Consider the following 22,556-nt stretch of genomic DNA (forward strand, 5'->3'; position numbering starts at 1 on the left):
CGCCGTGTGGCGGGCGCCGGTGTTGGCGTGGGCGGGTGTATAGCGAAACATCTGCGGCCTGCCAAGCCCTATTTGGCAAAAAATTGACAGAAGCGTTCACGGCTGTCGCGGCGATGCAACGCATTTGGGGCGAAATGATTCTTTTTTGCGCCGGACGGGTTTTTTCGCCGAAACGGAGCGCAGGGCGGGCCTCCGCCGGTTCGTAGCAGTGAGGTTGAAATCCGTCCGCCCCGTGGGGCGTGCCGCAAAGGGAGTGACCGGCGATGTCGTTGACCACGATCATGAACAAGGGCGTCACCGGGATGACCGCGCAATCGGCGGCGCTCAACACCATTTCGGACAACATCGCGAACTCCACCACCACCGGCTACAAGGCGTCGGAAACCGAATTCAGCGCGCTGGTCGGGCAGGGCGGCTCCTTTGATGGGTCCGGGGTGCGGGCGGACGCCCGGCTGTTGGCCGACAAAAGCGGCACGATCAGCCAGACCGGCGTGACCACCAACGCCGCCATCGTCGGTCAGGGCTTTTTCGCCGTCGCCACGGTCGATCCGACCACCGGCAAGGCGGCCAGCGTCGGCACGGCGGCCAGCGGGGCGCCGGAACTGACGCGCGCGGGCGATTTCCAGCAGGATCGGTTCGGCCATCTGGTCAACGGGTCGGGCCGCGCCCTGATGGGCTTCGCCGTCGATCCGGCCAACCCGACCGCCAGTTCGTCCACCCGCAGCGCCGCCGATCTGCAATTGGTGTCGCTGGACACGGCGCAAAGCTACTTCGCGGCGACGTCGCAAATTTCCCTCAACGCCACCTTGCCCGGCGGGCTGGCGGCAGCCCAAACGCCCAGCGCCGACAACACGGTCGGCGTGTCCATCCCGGTGGTGGACAAGACGGGCGCGGCGGGCAGCGTCGATGTGCGCTTTCTGAAAACCGCCAGCAACGCCGACGGCACGAGCGTGTGGACGGCCTACCGGGCCGGGGCCACGAACGGCGACGGCACGGCGGCCGGCGGGGCGAGCGTCGGCGATCCGACCAGTTGGCAGTCGCTGGGCACGCTGTCCTTCGCGGCGGACGGCACGCTGAGCGGCGGAGCCAGCGGAACCAACGCGACCTTGGCCTTGGGCGCGGTCGGCGATCTTCCCGCCATGACGGTCGATCTGGGCGGTTACGGATCAACCGGCGACGCGATGACCATGGCGGTTGGCGGGGCGGCGGCAGGCGGGGCGGCGGCGGGGACGACCATCAGCAACGTCGCGGTTTCCAACGACGGGATCCCCTCGGGCAGCCTGCAAAGCGTCGATCTGACCTCCGACGGCTTCGTGCGCGGCACGTTCGATGGCGGCAAGACGCGCGATTTCTTCCGGGTTCCCGACGTGACGGTGGTCAACGCCACCGATCTGCAAGCCGAGTCCGGCGCGGCCTATCAGGTCACGACCGAGTCCGGCGGCATCACCTTCCGCGATTTCGGAACCGGGCAGGCCAGCGGCGAGTCTCTGGCGGTCGGCGCGGTCGAAGGGTCCAACGTGTCCATCGAAGCGCAATTCACCACGCTCATCACCGCCCAACGCGCCTATTCCGCCTCGTCCAAGATCATCAGCACGGGCGATGAGATGACGCAGACGGTGTTGGGCATGCTGAACTGACGGCGGCCCGGCGCGGCTCCCAACAATCCGGCAACAAAAAAGCCTCGCAAAAGCGAGGCTTGTCGGCGGCGCGCCATGGCGCAAGGTTGGGATGGAGGCACGGGCGGGAATCGAACCCACGTACACGGATTTGCAGTCAACAAATAATCAAACGAATACAGTTACTTGAATTAATATTGTTGCAAGCGTGTTGCGCTTGTTTCAACCAAAAATCTCACGTTCAGCAGCGCTGACCAAGGCTTGATCCGCTTCCGGGTTTTTCCACAGCTTTCCATAAACGTCGAACGTCACGTTGATGCTGCTGTGCCCCATGAACTCCTGGATCCGTTTCGGTGATGCGCCTTGTTCGATCAACAGGCTTGCCGCGACGTGGCGCAGATCGTGGAACCGGTATCGTGGCTTGCCGCCTTCCCCGATAACCAGCTTGCATTCCTTCATGAGTGGGTGCCAACACCGGCGCAGGATGTCCAGCATGTTCATCATGCCCCCTGAATCGTTCGGGAACACGAAATCCAGGCCACCACGGACCTTGGTCTTTGGGCAAGCGAGCTTCCATTCGCGCAGGGTCTGGACAACAAGGGGCGACATTGGCACCTCCCGTCGCCCGGCAGCGCTTTTCGGTGGCCCCATCCGCTTGTAGCGGTCGGCGCGCTGGCTGACGGTGATCGCTTTGCTTTTGAGATCCACGGCATCCCAGACCAGCCCGCGCAATTCGGATGCCCGCAACCCACACAGGGCCGCAACGATGAGCAGCGGTTTCCAACGATCCGTGGCCTTGGCGAAAATCTCCCGCAATTCCTCTTTGGTTGGGAAATGCAGATCCTCTTCCCCTCTGGTCGGCGCATCGATCCTGGTGGTGAGGGAGACGTTTTGCGCCACCAACCCGCGCCGCTGGGCATCGCGCATCAGGGATTTGAAGCTGACCAGAATCTTGCGGGCTGTTTGGTGTGAGCAACGATCCAGCAGCGATTCAGCGAAGCTCTCGACCATTGGCGCGGTCAACCGGGAGATCTTGGTCTCGCCGATCAGGGGCACAATGTGCCCTTCGACATGCCCCCGGTACTGGTCGAGGGTGCTGCGCTCGTGTCGGCGCTGTTCGCACCGCTGGAGCCACAGTTCTGCCGCTTCCTTCACCGTGACCGAAACGGAATCCGGTGTGTGGACGCCCAAGGCCACTTCGCTGCGGGCTTTCGTCTCAAACTCGACGGCCTCCTTCTTGGTCCTGAACTGCCGGTGTCGGCGGTGCCCAGCCTGATCCCGGTAATCGAGTTGCCAGCGGGTTTCACCGCTGGGCAGGGTCCGTTTGCGAATGGATGACATGCCCGCTCCTACGAAGGCCCATCGCCAATCGGCGATGTTCTTTCCACAAGGTGACATCCGTTACGGCTATTGCCAAGAGCGAAAGAGCACGTTATGTCTTTTCGTGTTGGTGCAACATAGTTCGTTGGGTCCAAAATATGGCAACCCCTTCTTCGTCTAGTTCGAGCCTTGTGGACAGGCTCAAGCGTCCGGTCACGCTCGCCGAAGCAAGCACTGGATCGGGTGTGAAAGGGCGAACGCTCCAGTTCTGGACCCTCAATGGTGTGATTGACTGCACACCGGAGACGCGCCATGGCGGCCCTGGCGTTAGAAGAAAATATGCAGTCACGGAAGTAGCAATCGCGGCGATTATAGGAAAATTCGCTGATACCGCTGTGTCCGTGGGTGGATTACGTGGTATTTCTGCGTCTCTAAGAAGATCATTTGATGATCGTTTGATTCTTCCGGCAGATAATGAGCCTTTTAGTTTTTTTGAAAAAGCGCTAATTGGGGAAAATATTTATGTAATCATCAAGATGATTGGGTTAAATATGTGGAGTGTTACGTGGGGGTTAACGGTAGAATTTAGTAATTTTTCAATCAATGAAGAAATTGATTTGTCGTCTCCTAATAGTTGGGGCGCAGTGTTTGTGTTTAATGTCTCTGACATATTCCGAAACATTCCTGGTATTATCGAGATCTCATGAGGTCTCGAATTGCTTAAGAGAGACATAGAGTGTTCTTTGATTAATGTGCGGCGCGTAACTCATGAGGACGATAATGACCGATCATCCTGTTTTACCTCTCACCCCAGCCAACGACACGGCATCCAACGACAACCGGATCGCCGACGATCTGCTGTTCGGCGCGGAGGAAATCGCCGTGTTCCTGTTTGGCACGGCCAAGCGGCGCCGCCGGATCTATCACCTGCACGCCCAGGGGATCACCCCGACCTTCACCATGGGCGCTACGGTCTGCGGACGCCGGACCACGCTTCGCGCCTGGATCGAAACCCAAGAACAGGCGGCCCGCAAATGAACACTGACGCAATAATCGATACGTATGGTCAGATCGACGGGATGGCTTGGGCGCTTTTCCGGAACGGGGTAGTGCCGGATCAGGCGCGGTTCTGGATTCGTCGTCTTCGAGTTTCTTTCGAGCGGAGAATGTCTGAAGAATCTGGCCCAGAACTTGCTGCCACGCTCGCAAAGCGGAGCGAGGACGAAGCCCTCCGGCGGTATCGTCTGTTCGTGCAAGTCGGGGGTGCTCCTTGGGATTTTTACCCGGTCAAGGAGCATGGCCAGCGGCTGGGGGAACTTCTTCAAGGTGTTCCTGAAGCCAACCTTGAGAAGACGATGGAATCCTACCTTGATCCGATCAAGCGCGACCTGATGAGGCGCGGCTTCCCTGAAGACGACGCCGAGGCGTGGTGCGAGGACATCGCAGGCGAGAGCGGCGATTGGATGAATGACCCACCGCCCGCCGAGTGGTTGGCCTGAACCTGCCTGACCATCAGGTTTCAGTCTGCCGTTTCCCGGTGCGTTGGGGCGCGCTTCGATTCTCTCCCATGCTTTGCCGTGCTTTCATCAGCGAGGTTTTCAGCATGGTAGCCAACCCGAACACCACCCAAACCGAGCGGGTTCTCACGATCCCGGAGTTTTGTGAGCGCGCCGCGATCAGCCGTCGGTTCTTCGACGTGCTGCGCCAGCGTGGCGAAGCTCCCCCAACAATCACCTTGGGCCGTAAGCGCGGCGTGCTGGAAACGACCTGCACGGCATGGCTTCGTGCGCGGGAGAGGGCATGATGGAGCGCTGTGTCTCCCCCGCCGCCGAACTGCGCATGCAGCAACTGGTGGGGCGCTTGTGTGGGCTGGGTCCGCGCGCGGTTCACGAACTGCTGATCGAGGTGGCGAGCGCCCACGGCCTTGAGGCTGACATCCTCGATCGGCTGGAGCGCTATGGGCGGATCGAACAAGACACTCTTGCGGTTGTTGGTGGGGACCGATTCCCGCCGCGCCCGGTTCTGGCGGTGCGGTGATGATCCCGCCGTCGGATCGCTGGGGGCCGTTCGTGCCTGGCCTTTCGGACATCGAACGGGCGGCCCGGTGCCGCGCTCTTGGGGCGCTGGTCCGGGTCTACACCGGCCCCGAGGGGGAACAGGTGGTTGCAGCGTTGCGCAGGCTTGAGGCCAACACCAATGACGCGCCCGCCGCCCTCGCGGCCCTGAACCAACTTCCCGCGTTGCCGCGCCGCCGGGCGCTGGCTTCATTCGCCGCCCTTCATCAACCGAGAGCCAGATGATTGAAGACACCGACCTCGACGACGTGCGCGGACGCCTTCGCGACCACGCGCGGGCGCTGGCTGAGGCGTTGCTTGGCCCGCCCAACGCCACGTGGTCGGGCAGGACCGAAGTCCGGTTTGGGCGCAAAGGCAGTCTGTCCGTGGTGCTGACCGGCTCCAAGGCTGGCCTGTGGTGCGACCATGGCGCGGAGGAAGGTGGCGACATGCTGGCCCTGATCGCTCGCGCGCTCCGGCTCGATTTCCCCGGCTCCGTCCGATGGGCGCGGGAATGGCTGGGCGATCCAGGCCGGGCAGCCGCGCCCACGCACGCAGCGGCACCGGAACCGCCGCCGGTTGAGCATGCGACGCTTTCCCCTTGGGGGCGTGATCTGTGGGCGTCGGGACAGCCGGTCACGGCGGGCAGCGTCGCCGGGCGGTATTTGCTTGGTCGCCGCTGCGCCCTGCCGGAGCCGCACGCCGTCCGGTGGGTGCCATCTCTGCGCTATGGCCCGTCGGGCGCTGCGTTCCCGGCGCTGCTGGGGCTTATCACCGACGCCCAGGACGCCGACCGCGCGCTGAACCTGCACCGGACGTGGTTGGACCCCGACGGGGCGGGCAAAGCGCCGGTGGATCGCCCCCGGTTGCTGCTGAAGGGGCACCGGAAGGCGGGCGGTGTGATCCGGTTGTCAGCGAACGACGATGTGACGACGGGGATCGGTGTCGCCGAAGGGCTGGAGACCGCGTTGACGGCGCTGGCCGCCGGATGGGCGCCGGTCTGGAGCTGCATCGATGCGGGCAACGTCGGCAACTTCCCGGTGCTGCATGGGATTGGAGCGGTGACGATCTTCGCCGACCACGATCCGGCGGGCCGCAGCGCCGCCGAAAAGGTGGCGCGCGTCTGGACCGCCGCAAACCGTGAGGCGCGCATTGTGCTGCCTCCCCAGCCCGGCCATGACCTGAACGATTGGGCCGCAGCATGACGGATCCGTTGAAGGAAATCCTAACCACGGCGGATCGCGCTCGACGCGAGAAGACGGCGACAAACGACGATGTTCCGACGCCTCTCCGCGTTACCGATCCGACTACCCTTCAGGGGATCGAGATCCCACAGCGAAGGTGGCTGGTGAAAGACTGGCTGCCCTGGCGGCAGACCGGGCTGTTCTACGGTGATGGAGCTACCGGCAAGAGCTTGCTAGCACAGCAACTCATGGCCAGCGCGGCTGTGGGGCAGCCACGGCTTGGCCTGGAGGTGACGTCGTGTCGCACGTGGGGCCTATTCTGCGAAGATGATGGAGACGAGTTGCATCGCCGACAGGTGGACGTGAACCGTCATCTCGGCGTCGATTTCCGCGACTTGGGCAACATGCGCTGGATCAGCCGGACCGACGCGGAAAGCAACCTGTTGATGACCTTCGACAGCGATGGCATCGGGCACCTCACCGACCTTTGGTTCCAGGTGCGTGAGGAAGCCGCAGCGCATCGCGCCCAACTGGTGGTGCTGGACACAGCCGCCGACACGTTTGGCGGTAACGAGATCAACCGATCACACGTTCGCCAGTTCATTCAGCGGGCATGTTCCGGCTTGGCGCGCGAACTCGACGGCGCTGTGCTTCTGTGCGCGCATCCCAGCGCCGCTGGCATGGCTTCGGGCGAAGGAACCGGCGGCAGTACCGGCTGGTCGAACAGTGTTCGCGCCCGCTGGTATCTCACCCGCCCCAAGGCTGAGTCGGGAGAGGCGGTCAATCCCGATCTTCGCGACTTGTCCCAGAAAAAGGGGAACTATGCGCAGATCGGCGAGAAGCTGAGATTGGAGTGGCATGAAGGCGTGTTCCGTGTGGTCGGCAGCAGCGCCACAGGCACGGTGGCGCGCATAGATGCCAAGAACCGGGAACGCGAGGCTGAAGAGGCGTTCCTTGCCGGGCTGAAGGCGATGACGGACCAAGGGCGCGGCGTCTCTCACAGCCCGAACGCGGGCAAGACTTACGCTCCGAAGGCCTTGGGAGGGCGAACCGAGACCAAGGGCTTCACGCGCGCTGAACTCGAAGGCGCAATGGAGCGGCTGTTCAACGCCGGAAGGATCGAGGCCAATGTGGTTGTGGGCAGGAAGGCCAACCGGCAAGCGCTGAAATCCATCGCCGAGCGCCCGACATCGGCGGCCCCTGCCAACGATGATGCGGCCATAGCTCCAGCCGCGACGCATGCGGCTGGGCCGCGTCGCAGTCCCTTGTAAGCTATTGATTTCACTGCGTCGCAGTTGCGCCGGACTGCGTCGTAGTTGCTATGCACGCAGTCCCCCATACCCCCTATACGCTTTCGCGCCTCCCCTACAGGGAGTGCGGCGCGAGCGTAGGGGATCTAGATTGATGCCGACCCCCACAGCAGCGTGACGAAACGGGGTGGTTTTGAGGGGGAGAGCGTCACGGGGGTGATGGGCGATTGGGGCGTGAAGGGGTTGATTGGTTTGAGGGTGGATGTGGAGGATGGTCACGGGGGACGGCCCTCACGCTCAAACGAGCCGCGAAAACACCGCCGCCCAGCCGCCCGTACGCTCCACCGGGCCGACACGTACACCCTATCGAACGCAGAGCATCGGATGCGCAATCCGATACTATCCATTGAAAACATTGATGTTTTCCCCTCATGTTGCACATCGTGTTGCATCGAAAGGACAGAAGCGGAGCCGAAGGGGGGGCTTCCGCGCGGGCGCGGGCGGGCCGGGGGGAGGAAAAAACGCGCCTCGACGATGGCGGTGGGTGTTCTCCTCTCGATTTTTCCCAAAAAACGCGGCCCATAGGTTCGCCCCACGGTGGGGCGGGTCATCAACGGCGGCGTTCGGCTTCTTCGATGACCACAGACCCGTTGTTGCGATGCCCGTATCTGCCCATGGCGTGAGGCTGGAAGCGCTTCAAGCGCGAGATCGCTACCACGGCAGCAAAAAGCCCGCCGAACGCATCAGCGGGCTTCCTATGGGGTTTTGGTTTGGTAGACGCGGGCGGCGGTTGGCCCTACATTGTCTTCGCCGACCCGCTGGCCCCGGAGTCCCAACACGCTCTCCGGCTGTATCTCATCCCGTCGCGGCTCCAAAACCGGGGATGAGGATCCAAGCGGGTCGGTCCCTATTTGTTGCCCTTTCCACCCTGGATCACCCGCCAGCCTGGACGCTGCGGAACGGGCGGTTCTGGTGGGATGGCGGCGTCCAAAATGGACCGCCTGGCCGCGCTGAGAGGCGACAGATATTCTCCGGCCTTCACACTCTTCACGATTGCATCAATGTTTTCGAGTTCGGCGCGCGGCGTGTTCCGTGGGGGCTGTTGGTCGGCGTCATCGGACATTGGCGTTTCCCTCCTGTTGGTCGCCCGGCTCAATGTCGATGATGACGCCGCCGACAGTACCGTCTTCCGTGGACGGCCTTCCGGGTTTGGTGCTGTCGGTGCGGAGATCGATCATCCAACCGACGCTGACCGACGTGTTGATGGTGGCGCCGCGCTGGGGCGGCTGGAAACCATTCAGCCCCAGGGCCAATTCGGTGGCGCGGAAGGCGACGTTTTCGGATTGCGCGTCGATCAACCGGTCAAGCTTGCCAGCGGCCCGGACCAGCGTTTTTCCTTTGAGCTGCTTTTCGACTTGCGCGCGCATGTGCTCTTGCACGTCCGGGCGCTGAAGGGCGCGGGACAGGGTTTCACGGGCCATGCCAACGCTGGCGGCGGCCTCTGTCTGCGTCTTGGCGGTTCCATCAAGCAGCGCGCCAATTGCGGCGTTCAGCTTCTTGCTGATCCGGCGCGGCTTGGCGGGCTTGGCCGCCCGGGCGACCGGCAAATTCGCTTCAGATGTCATAATGGGGCCTGCGGTTGGTGTGGGCGGTTTCATCAATGATCTTGGCGATGCGGTCGGCCTCTACCGCGTCTTGTTCTTCCAAAAGCAACGCCACCGCCGCCCGTTTCTTGGCGTCGAAATCAGCGGGCACGAGCAGGACCCGATACCCGCGCCCAAGAAGGGCGGTGAAGGTGAGATCCAGCATGTCATGACCCGCTATCCGGCCCGTTGCGCTGGCCGGTGACAGCATTTTCGACAGATAGGCGTCTTGCAGACCGGCGGCGTCTTCCAACTGCCACGAGGCCCACCCGCGCCGCTTCATGTGGCGTCGGATTTCCCGACAAAGGCCATGGTAAAAGTGTGGAATCGTGCTCCACGCCCTGCGCGGTGGGGAGCGATGTCGATTTCTGATTTGACTGGTCACGTGCGCCTCCAAGCAACCGATGTGCCAGCGTGACGGCCCGTGCGTTGGGCTGACAACGCACGCAAGGCACTCTTCGGTCAGTTCCCCAAACAAGGATCTGAGGAATGACCGAAGAAGCCGGATCAAAATCGCGCGTCATCCAAAATGGGATTGCGCGCGCTCACGCTGAAAAAGAAGCCCTGGCGATCCTCTTGTCGGATCTCCGCTCCGAACAGCGAACCCTTTCTGCGGTGGCCACGATTGGCGCTCTTGACGCCGCGCAATCCGACCGGCTTCGAGCCATTCGCGCGGAGATCGATGAAAAGTCGAAGCGCTTTGATGAACTTGGTGACGCCATCGCAGGCGCGCGCGACCTGTTGGCCGCCACCGAGGCCGCCGAGCGCGCGGCGGTGGAAGGGGCGGCATGGGGGGGCGCTGCCGCGAAGTTGGCCGAAGCTCAGGCGGCAGCCCGCGACGCACGGATCGGCCTGGAACAGGCGGGCGCTCGCTATGCGGACTGCGTCCGTCTTATGCAGGCGGCTTATCGCGATGTGGTCCCGCATGTTCGTGTGACAGCGCTTCCGCATCTCGAACCACTGAAAATTCACAACCATGTCGGTATGATCCTGAAACACAGCGGTGGGCCGGATTTTGGGTGTCATGTCTGGCACCTTGATCGCTCTCAAGAGCCGCCCCCGCTTGAGCAGGTTATCGCAGACTTCACCGAGCGGTTTCTTCGTCGGCGTGGGGAGCGGTGACGGCCCATGGAGATCAGCGATCAAGCGGTGGCTGCGCTCTATCCGACCGTTTCGGGGAGCGCTCCAAGGCCCGCCGCCCCCGAAACCCAACCTAAGGGACGGGATTCGGCTTCCATTCTGTACGGTGCGCCGGTCAAACAACCGGCATCAATCTCACCATCTTCAGTGCAGGCGGGAAGCGCCCCGCCCTCCGATCCGGCTTTGGTGCTGTACGACACTCCGTCCGATGGGGTGTGGTACGGGGAACCGCCCTTTGAACAACCGGATGCGGTGCCGATCAACCTGCCGCAAGACGTGGTCGGCCAAATTGGGGCGGGTGAACTACCCCAAGTCAAGGCTGCGTTCGTTTCCGCCGGCGTTGGTCAAACGCTGGCAAATTCTTTTCTCGAACAGGCCGCGTCAGCAATGCGCGATCCAATCACCACAACGCCTGAACAGGCCCACGCCGTGCTGCGCCAGAAATTCGGCGCAGGGGCTGACGCCAAGATCGCGGTGGCACGGGCAACGATTGAGCGGGCCGCCGAGAAATGGCCGCAGGTCTACGACTTTCTGGACCGCTCTGGCCTTGGCAACAGCCCGCGCCTGATCGAACAGCTTGCGGCCCATGCCGAACGCCGCGCCCAGGGCGATACGCTCTTCAAGCCCTATCGCCCTCTTCCCCGCATCTGACCGAAGGAGATTGCGTGATGGCTATGGCTGCAATCCCGATTGCGCTGTCGGCGGTGTCCACCGCTGTCGGCGTTTACAGCAGCATCCAGCAGGGCGAGGCCGCCGCCGAGCAGCAGCGCTATCAGCAGCGCCAGCAGCAATTGCGTGAGGAGCAGTTGCGGACGCAGGCGATGCAGGACGAAACCGCCCGGCGCGAGGAACTGACCGCCAATCTCAGCACCATCGAGGCGATCCGCGCGGGCCGTGGCCTGTCGCAGACCAGCCCGACGGCGTTGGTGATCCGCGACGACGCCACGGACACGGCGATGGACGCCATGCGCGTGTCCCGCCTGAACATCCTGAACGGGGCGGAAAGCGCCCGCCAAGCGGGCATCCAGGCCGGAAACGCGGCGGACAGCGCGGCGACGGGCGGCTGGCTCAAGGGCGGCGTGTCGCTGTTGGATTTCGGCGCGAAGACGGCGGAAACCGGCATCAAGAATGGTTGGTTCGACGCGGACACCTATGGCCGCCGTTTGCGAGAACCAACCACAGGTCGGCTGATCGGAGGGGTCTGAGATGGCAGGGACCGGGTTGCCACAATCCGGCGTTCGTCCGGTTCTGGTCGAACCGTCGCCGCTGGTTCCCGTCGATCCGAACGCTGGCGCGGCGTGGGCGGCGTTGGGTCGGTTGTCTGAAAAGGTTGGCGAGACCGTAAACCAACTGACCGTGGCCGCAGACGCCAAGTATCTTGCGCAGGGGGAGCTTGCCCATCGGGAAAAGGCCCTGGAGTTGAAGGCCAAACACCCCGATGACGCCGAAGGCGTTTGATGAGGCGTGGCGGGGGTACAGCGACGGCGTGTTGGGGGGCGTCGAGCTTCGATACGCTGACGCCACACGCCTTTCGTTGGGAAAGGCGCGGCTTGGGGTTTATGATTCGATCACCGGCGCGGCAATCGCCAAGGACAAACGGCTGACCACCGACGCCGTGACCGCCCGCATTGATGACGCCAACCTCAGCATGCTGGATCGTGCGGCGGCGGGGGATCAGACCGGGGTGATCGATGCCCTGAACGACCAGAAACGGTTCCTGGATGTCGGGGTTGCAGCGGGACTTTGGACGCCGGACCATGTCCGTCTGGAGATGCGCAAGCGCACCGCCACCGCCCAGGGCGAAGCAATCCTGGCGCACCTGACCACCACCTTTTGGAAGTCGGGCGCGGACGCCGCGCGGCGCGAGGCCGACGGGTTCGGGCAGTTGGCGAACGGTGGCTTTGATGCGTTGGCCGCTGCGGTGAAGGGGCAGGAAAGTGGCGGGCAGCAATTTGGCAAGGATGACCAACCGCTGACCAGCCCGGCGGGGGCCGTTGGTGTGATGCAGGTGATGCCCGGCACAGGGCCGGAGGCCGCCGCCGCCGCTGGCCTTGCTTGGGACGAAGGGAAATTCCGCAGTGATCCGGCCTACAACGAAGCCTTGGGCAAGGGCTATCTGCGCAAGATGCTGAACCGGTACGAGGGCAACCGGACCTTGGCCCTGGCCGCTTACAACGCCGGGCCGGGGTCTGTTGACGGATGGCTTGGCAAGATCGGGGATCCCCGCGACGGCAAAATCACCGACGAGGAATTCGCCGCCGCGATTCCCTTCAAGGAAACCCGCGACTATGTCCGCACCGTTTCCGCGAAGGCGTCAGCGGCGGGTGGTGATGATCCCGCCCGGATTGTCATGGGGCCGGAACAGCGGGAACGGCTGAAGGCGCGGGCGCTGGGGCGTTTGGGGGAATTGGAAACCCAGGCCAGCGGCGTCGTGTTGCAATGGGCGAACGGCATGGATCCGTTGTCGGCTTACGGCATGTTGACCAAGGGGCAGGCCGCCACGGAGGCAAGCGCCGCCTATCAGGCGTTGTCCGTTGAGGGGCAGGTCAAGGTTCGCAAAGAGCTTCTCTCCCTGGCAAGCGCCACCTCTGCGGCGGCGGATCGGCTCGACCGCCACGACCAGCAGCGGCGGGAGAAGGCCAGCAACACGGCCCTGTATGACCTCTACAGCCTTGACCAGTCTGCCCCCGATTATCTGGCCAAGCGTGACCAGTTGGTTGAGCGGGTTCGGGTGCTGGGCACCGTCGCCCCGGAAACCTTCGGGCGGTTGATGGAGCAAGGCCGCAACGCGGGAACGGACAATCCTGAATTGCTGTTCACCTTGGAGGATCAAATCGAGCGGGGCGCGATCACCGGCGCCGACCGGTTGATCGGGTTCATGGGCCGGGGGCTGACCTTCGACACCGGACGCCGCTTGATGGACAAAATCGGCAAGCAAGAGGATGAGCGTTACAAGATCGGCCTCGCGCGTATCCGCGCCGCGTCTGGGTTGGTCGAAGGTGGGCTGTTCAACCCCAGCAGCGGGGAGGCCAAGGCCGCAAGCCGCATGCGCATCGCCTTCGATGACGCCATTGACGATGCCCGCCGTGGTGACAAGCCGTTCAACCCGGTTGAGGTTGCCAAACAGGTGATTGCTGCCGACCAGGCGCAGCAGCATCAACGCGACAGCAATCCATTGATCCTTCAGTACAAGGCCCAATTGAAGGGCGCGGCGGACAAGGTGCGCGCCGCCGGTTTGCGGGACGCCCAGGGCAATCAGATCACCATCGATTTCAGCAGCGTTGACGATGTCGAGGCGGCCCGCCGCCTGTCCGATCCGAACAGCGGCGTTTTGGGGATGTTCAAGCGGGGGCTGTTCACGGATCGCGAACTCTCCCAACTCCGCACCGCCATTCAGCAGATTTCCGGGGATTGACGATGAGCAGCCTTGACGACGCCTATATCGGCCAACGCATCGCGGAACGCATTCGCCTGGAACCAGCCCCGCCACCGGACAGCAAGCCCAACATGGCGCAGGGATTCGACAGTTTCGAGGATCTTCCCGACCGCGAAAACCCCGGTCACATCCTGCGCTACGGCAACGGGCCGGGCTATTCCATGCTGGTCTACCGGGGGCCAGCGGACGCCGCCCCGCCGCTGTCAGCGTCCGGCGACAAGACTCCAGCGCCGGGCGGTGGCGGCGCGCTCCCGCAGGGTGTGGCCACTTCGGCCACACCTTCCGAAAGCGGGCCGCTCCCTTCATCCGCCCCGCCTTCCGCCCCCGCTCCGTCCTTCATCGACCAGTTGGGCGGAACGGCCCGGCGGATGGCTGAAGATCTTGGGCTTGGGCTGTCCGGTCAGCGGGCGTCGGCGGACGCCGCTGAAGGGCAGAAGCCAGCCCCCACCGACGCGCAAGCCCTGTGGGATGAAACCGGCCTCAACCCGAACGAGCTTCTGTACGCGATCCAGCGCGACCCGGCGGACGGAAAACTCAAGCCCTTCGTCCGCCCTCAACCGCTCGACCAACGCGACGGCGCGCAGGTGGTTGAGGACGCGCTCGCCGACGTTGGCCGCGTGGCTGGCGCGGCATTCATGGATCCGTTGAAGGGGGCCGCCACCGGCGCGACCGCCGCCGCCCGGCTGGTTGGCGGCGTGGAAGGGGCTGGCGTCGTCAGCAGCGGCGTGGCTGGCCCGATGCTCCGCCGGATGGGCGGAACCGCCCGCCGCGTCGATGAACCGATTCTCGACGGTGGGAAGCTGTCCGGGGCTGTGGGCGACTATGTGGCCGTTCGGGAGGCGAGCGACGCGGAGGTCGCCGCCTACCGCGCCATCACCGGAAACACCGCTGGCAAGCCGCCGACGATGACCTTCAACCTGGATCGGATCACCGGCCCTGCCGACGTGAAGGCCGCCATCGACCGCGCCGCCCAGATGTTCACCACACCGAAGAAGGTGACGTTTGCGGAGATTGAAGAGCAGGCGCACGCCGCAGGCTTCAACGAACAGTTCATCGCCCGCTTGCTGGACCGCAACCCCGGCGGAGAATTGCTGAACGGCAAGGACATGCTGAACGCGCTGCGGCTTCTGACCGCCAGCGGCGCGGAGTTGGACCGGCTGGCCCGCGTCGTGGTGTCCCCGACGGCAACCGACCTGGACAAGCTGAAGTTCCGCCAACAGCTTGCGTTCCACGGCTCCCTATCCAAGTCGGTGGCGGGCATTCAGTCCGACATTGCCCGGACGCTGGCCGTCTTCCGCATCCCGCGTGATGCGGGCGACCGCGCGGCGGGCGACGCCGTGCGCCGGGTGCTCGACGAATATGGCGGGGATTCGTCGGTGCGCGACCTTGCCACCAAATACCTCAGCCTATCCACTCAGGGCGCACGAAACCAATTGGCCGAGGTTGGCATGTTGGCGCGGGTGACGGACGCCTTTCTGGCGCAGTTCATCAACGGACTGCTGTCATCGCCCAAAACCCACATGGTGAACATCGCCAGCAACGGCGTGTTTGGCGGGATGCAGATCGTGGAACGCCAACTTGCGGCGCTGATCGGAGCCGCCCGCGCGCAATTGCCCGGCTCCGACCCGGATCGCGCGGCGATGGGGGAAGCGGTGGCGATGACCACCGGGGCGATCCGAGGCTTTCTCGACGGCTGGGCGATAGCCGCGCGGGCGTTTCGTGAGAACCTGCCCATTCAGGACACCGCCACCCGCGTTGAGATCATGCGCGGCGACCGCCGGAACCCGATCAGCGCCGAAGCGTTCAATCTGACCGGCCCGATTGGCAAGGCGGTGGATTTTTACGGCAAGGCGGTGACGCTCCCCAGCCGCGCCATGTTGGCCGAGGATGAATTCTTCAAGGCGGTGGGCTACCGGATGGAGTTGCACGCTCAAGCTTACCGGCAGGGCGGGGCGATGTACGACGACTTGATCGCCCAGGGGGTGGCCCAACCCGCCGCCCAACGGCGGGTGACGGATTGGGTCGCCAATTTCATCGACAACCCGCCGCCGTCGATGAAAGCCGACGCCGCGTCCTTCGCCCGCACCATGACGTTTCAGCGCGATCTTGAATCCCCGCTGTTGGGGGCCGTTCAATCCACCCTCGCCATGTCCCCCGCCTCCAAGGTGATCTTCCCTTTCTTCAAGACGCCGATGAACATCATGCTGGAGGTGATCCAGCGTTCACCGCTCGCGCCGCTGTCCGCCCAGGCGCGCGAGGATTTCATGGCCGGTGGGGCGCGGCGCGATCTGGCGACCGCCAAATTCACCTTGGGCAGCCTCGCGATGGCGACGGCTTCCAGCTACGCCCTGGATGGCCGCATCACCGGCAGTGGGCCGAGCAAGCCCGAACTGCGGCAGGCGCTGGAGCGGCAGGGCTGGCAGCCCTACAGCTTCGTGTTCAACGCCGGTGAATTGACGCCCGACGCCATCGCCCAGCTTCACAAGGTCGGCGCGGTGAAGGTGACGTCGGACAAGGTCTATGTCTCCTATGAGCGGTTCGATCCACTGTCGCCCTTGCTGGCCATGGCCGCCGACATGACCGCGCACAGCCTCACGGCGGACGACGGGGCCGGGGTGGATGAACTGGCCGCAGGCGCGGCGCTGGCCTTCTACAGCTACATGGGCGACCAACCGTTCTTCACTGGCTTTGGCAAGATCGCCCGCGTCTTCCAATCCATGTACGACGAACCGGAAGAGCGGATGGGCGCGCTGATGCAGGGGTTGACGGACACCTATGGGCAAGTGCTGCTGGACGGCGCGCTGCCCTTCTCCGCGCTGCGCGGCAGCATTGAGCGCTATGTGAACCCTGACGCCAGCAACGCCATGGTGGACGAGTTCGACCCTTCCTTGTCGCCTGCGGTGCGCGGCTGGTATCAGGCGCTCCAGCGGTTCAAGGGCCGGACTCCCGGCCTGTCCGACGGGGTGGAGCCGTCGCTTGACCTGTTCGGACGGGTTCGAGAACAGGGCGAGGGGCAACCGTGGGAACTGGTGCTCCCGATCAAGATCAGCCGGGGAAAGCTGTCGCCCGCCGATCAGGTGCTGATTGACGCGGGGATGCCGCTGAAGATGCCGCCGCGCAAGCTGGATGGCGTGGCGATGTCCGCCCGGCAATACAACCGTTTCATCCGCCTGCTGAACACGCTGCCCGTCGCCGACGACAAGACGTTTCAGGACTATGTCGCGTGGCTGGGGGAGCAACCGGAATATCAAGGTCTGCCGCCGGGCGAAGGCGGGGCCGAGTTCGGGTTCACCGGCAAACAGGGCGTGTTGGCGAAGGTGTTCAGCACCTATCGGCAGGCCGCCCAACAGGTGCTGTTGCTGGAGGAACCCGACCTCAACAGCGCGATCCAGGCCAAGAAGCGCGACCGCGCGCTCTATGGGAGGTGATGATGCGGGAAAAGCGCTTTCCGCCGAGCTTTTCGAACTGCCGGAATTCCGGGTAGTTTACTCATCATCAAGAAGGAGGGGGCCTGTGTGATGCAGGCACCCTTTCGCAGCCCTGAACTTTCAGGACTGCCCCGGCCCCCAGTCTGGGTAATTCCCAGGGTTTCCGCCACGGTGACGGAAACTCCCAGGGTTCTTGCCACTGTGGCAAAAACTTCCGAGGCGCGCCATGGCGGCGCGCTTCCCCTGCATCACCGCACGCGGCGAATGCGGTGGTCGGATCTGACGTTTCAATGCCGCTTTATCCAATGATTGTGCCAGAGAACAACGCCCCATCCGAGCGCAGCAACGATGGCGGGCAAGATCACGAACGCGAAAAGTTGGGTGTCGGTCATAGCTTCAGCCCCTTCAATAGCGTCCTCGCTCCGGCATGTAGGGCGGCGGCGGCGCAGAACCAACCGAAAGCCCCAATCACCAGCGCGCTGAGTGGAACATGGGTGCCGCCACCGACATTGTAAAACGCCGCCGCAATGGGCGCCAGCACGCCAACAGTAAAGGATGACGTGGCTGCCGTGTTCAACGCATTGGCTGTGAGCTTCGTCTGTTCATTCCGAATTTGACTCATCCGCCGTCAACCCTCTTCAGCCGCACTCCCGGCCCGCCCTCGACCAACTCGCCATCCCCCAGGAAAACCACCCCGGCAGCTTCCAGGGCGGTGCGGATCGCGTCCAGGGTCCGGGGCTTTATCGTTTCTCCCCGCTTGAAGCGCGCGATGGTGTCCATAGAGACCGTTGCAGCAGACGCGAGGTCACGAACCCCCCACTTCACAGCGGCCAGAGCCATATCGAGTTGAATGGGTAACATTTCGGAGCGTCGCTACGATTATCGTTGCAGGCATTGTTTCTGGAGGATATCGTAGCATTGCTCAGAAAAATGAGCAAGGGACCGGATCGGGAGTTCGCACCTCCCCATCCGGTCTAACCACAACCAAGCTGTGTAGGAGCTACGGATCATGGCTGATTCCGAGAATACCACAACTTTGCCTGTGTCGCGCCGTCATCTGTTGGCGGGCGCTGGGGTTGCCGTCCTGTCCGTCGCGGCGACCAGCGGCGCGGCGACCGGGGATGACGCCGAATTGCTGAACCTGATCCAGCGCCTTCAGGCGAAGGCGGAAGAGGATCGGCAGTTAGAAGATGCGCTGGACGCCCTGATGGACCAACTGCCATCGCTGGAATGGACGGTCGAAGAACTGACCGCCCATCGAATTCAGGGCAGGAAAGACCGTCCACGCGATGTGACTTTGGAGGAGATCGAGCGGAACGACACATGGGACCGCCCCGGCCAACCGGACATTCAACGGACAACGGTTGAGCGGGATGACGGGTTCACCATGTCAGTGACCGCTGTCCGGCAAGAGGTGACGGCAGCGGATCGGGAAGCATGGAAGACGCGATGCCGGGAGCGGCGAGCGCTCTACGATGCCAAGCACGCGGCCATGAGCATTGCGGAGGAGCGGTTGGGGATCACCGCCGGGCAGAGCCGAAGCGCTGCAATCTGGGATGAGTGGTTTGCGATCCTCGACCGAATCCTTGCCACCCCCGCCGTGACTGTGAGAGGTGCCGTGTCCAAGCTGAAAGCCGCCGTGGATGTGGGCGAAGCGGATCCCTATGTGGCCGAAACGTCTCTTTTTCTCTCAGCCCTGGCGGACCTGGAACGCTTGTCTGGAGGTGCGGCATGAGCGCCCTCGACCAGCGCGCCCATGATCTTTTCCAGAGCCTCCCCACGGAACAGAAAATGAAGGCGCTCGCCATCATGAGATCGCTGGTTGAAGCGCAGGAACGCGCCAAGCGGTTCAGCGCAGCCCGAGCGGGGCGCGCCCAGGACAAAGCAAGCTAACCCACCACCCCGATTCGCCCCAGCCCCGGCCTAGCGCCGGGGCCTTTCTTTTGGGGGAACGAGACGCGAACAGGAAAGGCTTTCCGTGTCGCAACCATGTTGCATGGAAAATTTGACAAGGTTCGGAAACCGTTGATTTTCCTAGGTTTGGCTTTGTCGATCTTTGCAACACGCCAGAAAACAAAAAGCCCCGCCGAAGCGAGGCTAACCGTTTGATTTTGCTGACTTTCCGGGATGGAGGCACGGGCGGGAATCGAACCCACGTACACGGATTTGCAGTCCGCTGCATCACCACTCTGCCACCGCGCCATCCCAACCGGCTCCGGCGCTGTCCTTGTGGGGCCGCGCCGTGGTGTGGAGCGGTGATATAGCGCCCTGCGGCGGCGCGGTCAAGCGAATGGTGACGGTTTTATCAAGCACATGAGACGCTTGGGAATAAAGGCTCACGGCGCCGGGAACAGGGCGTCGGTCCGCTCCATCAGATAATAGGAGAGCAGGCCCAACCATTCCCGCACGGCGTCGCCCAGCAAGACCAGCGGGCGATCCAACTCCGCCGGAACAAAGGGGGCGGCGTTGCGGCGGGTGCGGTAATCGACGGGGTAGGGCGTCACCGGCCAGCCAAGCTTGCGGAAAATCCCGACCGAGCGCGGCATGTGAATCGCCGACGTCACCAGAATCCAACGCTCCCCCGGCTTGGGGGCCACCAGCGCCTGGCTGAACAGCGCGTTTTCCCAGGTGTTGCGGGACTCCGCCTCGTAGATCACCCGATCATCGGGGACGCCAACCTGCGCCAAGACCGCGCGGACGGTCTTATCCTCCTTCAGCCCTTGCCCGAACACAACGCCGGACCCTCCTGTGGAAACAGCGCGCGCCTCCGGATGTCGGCGGATGAGGTCGGCGAAGGCGAACAAACGCTCGGCGGCGTCGTTGACCGAAGGGTCGCCGCGATTGGCGGTGAGATGCGGGTTGACCGCCCCACCCAGCATGATGATTCCGTCCACCCGTTCCGGTTCCGTCTGGTGGGGAAAGCGATTTTCCAGCGGCAGAGCGACCAGGGCCGCCAGCGGCGTGGCCGACACCACCAGAAACGACAGGCAGACCAGCGCGATCAGCCGTTCTCCCGCCCGCCGCCAGCGCGGCAGGCGCAGCGCGACGACGCCGATGGCCAGCAGAACCACCAGGGCGTTTCCGGGATTCACCAATCCCCACAGCAGTTTCGACAGGGCGAAGGACGACACCGGGAGACTCCGCGCGGTGGGGCAGGGACGCGGCGAGCATAGGCGCGACGCGGGGTCGGCGGCAACGCGCGTGGCTTATGACACAAAAACGACATCAAAGCTTAACAAGGACGTCGCCACAGCGGCGTACATGTTGGCCGCGCCGTTTGGTCATGACTGATCTTGCGGGCGTTCGGATCTGTTCAAAGGAACCCTGGCCCATGCTGTCCAACCTCTCCATCGGCACGCGGATCGCGTTGTTGGTCGTCGCCTCGCTGGTCACGCTGGGCTTGCTGGGGGGAACCATCGTGGTCGGGGCGGGGCAGGTGTTCGAGGCGACGGCTGAAATGAACCGCTTCCGCGAAATTTACGAACGCACCACCGACATCGAACGCCGGGTCGCCCGTTTGCAGTTCCAAGGCCAGCGTTTCGTGACCGAACGGGACGAGGACGCCGCCCGCTCCTTCGAGGCCAACGCCAACGAGGCGGTGGGCCTGCTGACCGACATCAAGAGCAAGGCTGGCGTCTTGATGGAGGCGAACGACATCGACCAGGTGACGCAGGGGTTGGCGGGTCTGAACGGTCAGTTCACCAATGTGGTGGACAAGGCCAAGGAGTTGGGCCTGACTGACGAGGCGGGGTTGCGCGGCAAGCTGCGGACGTCGGCCAAGCAGATCGAGGACGAGTTGAAGCAGTGGCCGAACGCCGACAAGCTGACCAGCCGCATGGAATCGATGCGCAAGATGGAGAAGGACTTCATCATCTATCAGGACGAGGGGATGTTGTCCGGCCATCGCAAGGCCTTCAACGAGTTCACCTTCTTCCTGGCCGATTCCGGCTTGGACGACACGACCCAGGCCAAGCTGGAAAAGCTGGCCCGCGCCTATCGCGCCGACCTCGGCAAATTCGTCGATGGCAGCAAGGCGTTCCGCGCCCAGGTGGCGAGCTTCAACGAGACCTTCCAGGCGTTGGTGCCGCGTTTCGACGCGCTGCTGGTCAACGCGAACTCGGGCATGACCGGGGCGGTGGACAAACAGAACGCCGTGCGTGAGGACGTCATCGCCAACGCCCTGATGGCTGGCTCCGTCCTGCTGGTCGGCTTCATCGTCACCAGCCTGTTCGTCGCCCGCAGCATCACCAGCCCCTTGCGCCTGATCGAGTCGGCGATGGAAAAACTGGCGTCGGGCGACCGCGAGGCCGCCGTTCCCGGCACCAAGCGCGGCGACGAGATTGGCGCGATGGCCCGCGCGGTGTCGGTGTTCAAGGACAATCTGCAACGCACCCACGATCTGGAAATCGAGGCGCGCGAATCCGAACGCCGGGCGGAGGCCGACCGCAAGGCGTCGCTGCGCGTCGTCGCCACCGATTTCGACGCGGCCTTTGGCCGGGTTCTCGGCACGGTCGGCAGCGCCACCGAGCAGATCCGCAACGGCGCCCATCTGCTGCGCGACATCGCCGAGACCATGAAGAACCAGGCCCTGCACACCGCCGAGAAGGCCGATCAAACCTCGGAGGTGGTCGGCATCGTCAACACGGTGTCGCAGACGCTGACCACCTCGATCGGCGAGATCGGCGGGCGGGTCAGCACCACCTCGACGGCGGTGGAGCGCGCGGTCAACCGGGCGCGCCAGAGCGACGCGGCGGTTCAGGCGCTGGCCGACAGCTCGCAGCGCATCGGCGAGATCGTCCGCCTCATCACCGACATCGCCGGGCAAACCAACCTGCTGGCGCTCAACGCCACCATCGAGGCCGCGCGGGCCGGAGAGGCGGGCAAGGGTTTCGCCGTGGTGGCGCAAGAAGTGAAGGTGCTGGCCAACCAGACCGCCAAGGCCACCGAGGACATCGGCAGCCAGATCGGCGCCATCCAGGGCGCGACGGCGGACGTGGTGGACGCCATCCGCGCCATCCGCTCAACGGTGGAGGAGGTTCAGGTCCTGTCGAGCGAAGTGTCAGCCGCCGTCAGCCAGCAGTTGGAGCACACCCAAAAAATCGCCTCGGCGGTCGACCGCGCCACCCACAACTCGCACGAGGTCTCGGAAAGCGTCAGCACCATGGCGATCACCGCCGCCGAAACCGGCAAATCCGCCATCGAAATGATGTATTCCGCCGGTCAGCTCACCACCGAACTCCACCAACTGGAAAGCGACGCCGACCGCTTCGTCGCGTCGATCAAGGTGTGATCGCGGATTTTTGGAACGGTCGCTGAAACGGAAAAGCCCCTCGTCCAACCTGAACGAGGGGCTTTTCGTGTGAACTCAAGGTGGGCGCGGTCACAGGGCAATCGCTTGAGCCACGAAAAGCTGAATAAGCCCCTCTCCCCTCGCGGGCTACGGCATTCACACATCTTCGGTTTAGGCAACTCATTGGAAGAAAAA

Annotated in this window: 22 protein-coding genes, 1 tRNA gene and 2 pseudogenes; 17 read left to right on the top strand and 8 right to left on the bottom strand. The window is 63.8% G+C overall.

The window, feature by feature from the left end:
- Positions 1–263: 263 nt before the first annotated feature.
- Positions 264–1,637, top strand: a complete 1,374-nt coding sequence (locus tag ACODS4_RS05830) for a flagellar hook protein FlgE (protein ID WP_488861591.1) — start codon at positions 264–266, stop codon at positions 1,635–1,637.
- 201 nt (positions 1,638–1,838) lie between these two features.
- Here ACODS4_RS05830 and ACODS4_RS05835 read toward each other — a convergent pair whose 3' ends face one another.
- Positions 1,839–2,957, bottom strand: a complete 1,119-nt coding sequence (locus ACODS4_RS05835) for a tyrosine-type recombinase/integrase (protein ID WP_488861593.1) — start codon at positions 2,955–2,957, stop codon at positions 1,839–1,841.
- 137 nt (positions 2,958–3,094) lie between these two features.
- Between ACODS4_RS05835 and ACODS4_RS05840 the strand changes: the two genes are divergently transcribed.
- The 7 genes and pseudogenes from ACODS4_RS05840 to ACODS4_RS05870 form a co-directional block, all read left to right on the top strand.
- Positions 3,095–3,643, top strand: a complete 549-nt coding sequence (locus ACODS4_RS05840; RefSeq protein WP_488861595.1) for a hypothetical protein — start codon at positions 3,095–3,097, stop codon at positions 3,641–3,643.
- Positions 3,644–3,716: 73 nt separating this feature from the next.
- Positions 3,717–3,974, top strand: a complete 258-nt coding sequence (locus ACODS4_RS05845; RefSeq protein WP_488861597.1) for a hypothetical protein — start codon at positions 3,717–3,719, stop codon at positions 3,972–3,974.
- On the top strand, positions 3,971–4,435 hold the full coding sequence (locus ACODS4_RS05850; protein ID WP_488861599.1) for a hypothetical protein: 465 nt from the start codon (positions 3,971–3,973) through the stop codon (positions 4,433–4,435). Before ACODS4_RS05845 ends, ACODS4_RS05850 begins: the two co-directional genes overlap by 4 nt.
- A 68-nt stretch (positions 4,436–4,503) precedes the next feature.
- A complete protein-coding gene (locus tag ACODS4_RS05855) occupies positions 4,504–4,740 on the top strand; it encodes a helix-turn-helix transcriptional regulator (protein WP_488861601.1) in 237 nt (78 codons plus the stop codon).
- Positions 4,737–4,973 (top strand): hypothetical protein, encoded by a 237-nt coding sequence (locus ACODS4_RS05860; RefSeq protein ID WP_488861603.1) that lies wholly within the window; start codon positions 4,737–4,739, stop codon positions 4,971–4,973. Before ACODS4_RS05855 ends, ACODS4_RS05860 begins: the two co-directional genes overlap by 4 nt.
- A 259-nt stretch (positions 4,974–5,232) precedes the next feature.
- On the top strand, positions 5,233–6,195 hold the full coding sequence (locus tag ACODS4_RS05865) for a DUF7146 domain-containing protein (RefSeq protein ID WP_488861605.1): 963 nt from the start codon (positions 5,233–5,235) through the stop codon (positions 6,193–6,195).
- Positions 6,192–6,836 (top strand): annotated as a pseudogene (locus tag ACODS4_RS05870) (AAA family ATPase); the annotation flags it as partial. The gene ACODS4_RS05865 and the pseudogene ACODS4_RS05870, both read left to right, overlap by 4 nt.
- Before the next feature lie 1,495 nt (positions 6,837–8,331).
- Here the strand turns inward: ACODS4_RS05870 and ACODS4_RS05875 are convergent.
- The 3 genes from ACODS4_RS05875 to ACODS4_RS05885 are packed head-to-tail and all read right to left on the bottom strand — an operon-like array spanning position 8,332 to position 9,320.
- Positions 8,332–8,547: a hypothetical protein gene (locus ACODS4_RS05875; protein ID WP_488861607.1), complete on the bottom strand. Its 216-nt coding sequence runs from the start codon at positions 8,545–8,547 to the stop codon at positions 8,332–8,334.
- Complete coding sequence (locus ACODS4_RS05880) at positions 8,537–9,049, bottom strand: hypothetical protein (protein ID WP_488861609.1); 513 nt, start codon at positions 9,047–9,049, stop codon at positions 8,537–8,539. Before ACODS4_RS05880 ends, ACODS4_RS05875 begins: the two co-directional genes overlap by 11 nt.
- Positions 9,039–9,320: a hypothetical protein gene (locus ACODS4_RS05885; RefSeq protein ID WP_488861611.1), complete on the bottom strand. Its 282-nt coding sequence runs from the start codon at positions 9,318–9,320 to the stop codon at positions 9,039–9,041. The genes ACODS4_RS05880 and ACODS4_RS05885 overlap by 11 nt, the downstream gene beginning before the upstream one ends.
- 236 nt (positions 9,321–9,556) lie before the next feature.
- Between ACODS4_RS05885 and ACODS4_RS05890 the strand changes: the two genes are divergently transcribed.
- The 6 genes from ACODS4_RS05890 to ACODS4_RS05915 are packed head-to-tail and all read left to right on the top strand — an operon-like array spanning position 9,557 to position 17,071.
- A complete protein-coding gene (locus ACODS4_RS05890) occupies positions 9,557–10,189 on the top strand; it encodes a hypothetical protein (RefSeq protein WP_488861613.1) in 633 nt (210 codons plus the stop codon).
- Positions 10,190–10,195: 6 nt separating this feature from the next.
- Positions 10,196–10,858 (top strand): hypothetical protein, encoded by a 663-nt coding sequence (locus tag ACODS4_RS05895; RefSeq protein WP_488861615.1) that lies wholly within the window; start codon positions 10,196–10,198, stop codon positions 10,856–10,858.
- Positions 10,859–10,875: 17 nt separating this feature from the next.
- Positions 10,876–11,412 (top strand): hypothetical protein, encoded by a 537-nt coding sequence (locus tag ACODS4_RS05900; RefSeq protein WP_488861617.1) that lies wholly within the window; start codon positions 10,876–10,878, stop codon positions 11,410–11,412.
- A gap of 1 nt (position 11,413) precedes the next feature.
- Positions 11,414–11,665 carry a hypothetical protein gene (locus ACODS4_RS05905; protein WP_488861619.1) on the top strand — a complete coding sequence of 84 codons (252 nt, stop codon included), beginning with the start codon at positions 11,414–11,416 and terminating at the stop codon, positions 11,663–11,665.
- Positions 11,646–13,622: a transglycosylase SLT domain-containing protein gene (locus ACODS4_RS05910; RefSeq protein WP_488861621.1), complete on the top strand. Its 1,977-nt coding sequence runs from the start codon at positions 11,646–11,648 to the stop codon at positions 13,620–13,622. The genes ACODS4_RS05905 and ACODS4_RS05910 overlap by 20 nt, the downstream gene beginning before the upstream one ends.
- A 2-nt stretch (positions 13,623–13,624) precedes the next feature.
- The gene (locus ACODS4_RS05915) at positions 13,625–17,071 is read left to right on the top strand and encodes a hypothetical protein (RefSeq protein ID WP_488861623.1); all 3,447 of its coding nucleotides are present in this window, start codon (positions 13,625–13,627) and stop codon (positions 17,069–17,071) included.
- 388 nt (positions 17,072–17,459) lie between these two features.
- Here ACODS4_RS05915 and ACODS4_RS05920 read toward each other — a convergent pair whose 3' ends face one another.
- Positions 17,460–17,693, bottom strand: a complete 234-nt coding sequence (locus ACODS4_RS05920) for a hypothetical protein (RefSeq protein ID WP_298372657.1) — start codon at positions 17,691–17,693, stop codon at positions 17,460–17,462.
- A complete protein-coding gene (locus ACODS4_RS05925) occupies positions 17,690–17,851 on the bottom strand; it encodes a hypothetical protein (RefSeq protein ID WP_488861626.1) in 162 nt (53 codons plus the stop codon). The genes ACODS4_RS05920 and ACODS4_RS05925 overlap by 4 nt, the downstream gene beginning before the upstream one ends.
- Before the next feature lie 229 nt (positions 17,852–18,080).
- Between ACODS4_RS05925 and ACODS4_RS05930 the strand changes: the two genes are divergently transcribed.
- On the top strand, positions 18,081–18,806 hold the full coding sequence (locus tag ACODS4_RS05930; RefSeq protein WP_488861628.1) for a hypothetical protein: 726 nt from the start codon (positions 18,081–18,083) through the stop codon (positions 18,804–18,806).
- Complete coding sequence (locus ACODS4_RS05935; RefSeq protein WP_488861630.1) at positions 18,803–18,964, top strand: hypothetical protein; 162 nt, start codon at positions 18,803–18,805, stop codon at positions 18,962–18,964. The genes ACODS4_RS05930 and ACODS4_RS05935 overlap by 4 nt, the downstream gene beginning before the upstream one ends.
- Before the next feature lie 235 nt (positions 18,965–19,199).
- Here ACODS4_RS05935 and ACODS4_RS05940 read toward each other — a convergent pair.
- Together ACODS4_RS05940 and ACODS4_RS05945 are read right to left on the bottom strand one after the other, a co-directional pair.
- Positions 19,200–19,273: transfer RNA gene (locus ACODS4_RS05940), tRNA-Cys, on the bottom strand.
- Positions 19,274–19,407: 134 nt separating this feature from the next.
- The gene (locus ACODS4_RS05945) at positions 19,408–20,202 is read right to left on the bottom strand and encodes a YdcF family protein (protein ID WP_488861632.1); all 795 of its coding nucleotides are present in this window, start codon (positions 20,200–20,202) and stop codon (positions 19,408–19,410) included.
- Positions 20,203–21,311: 1,109 nt separating this feature from the next.
- Between ACODS4_RS05945 and ACODS4_RS05950 the strand changes: the two are divergent.
- Positions 21,312–22,361, top strand: a pseudogene (locus tag ACODS4_RS05950) (methyl-accepting chemotaxis protein); the annotation flags it as partial.
- Positions 22,362–22,556 lie beyond the last annotated feature (195 nt).

The sequence above is a fragment of the Azospirillum sp. FG154 genome (assembly GCF_057809575.1).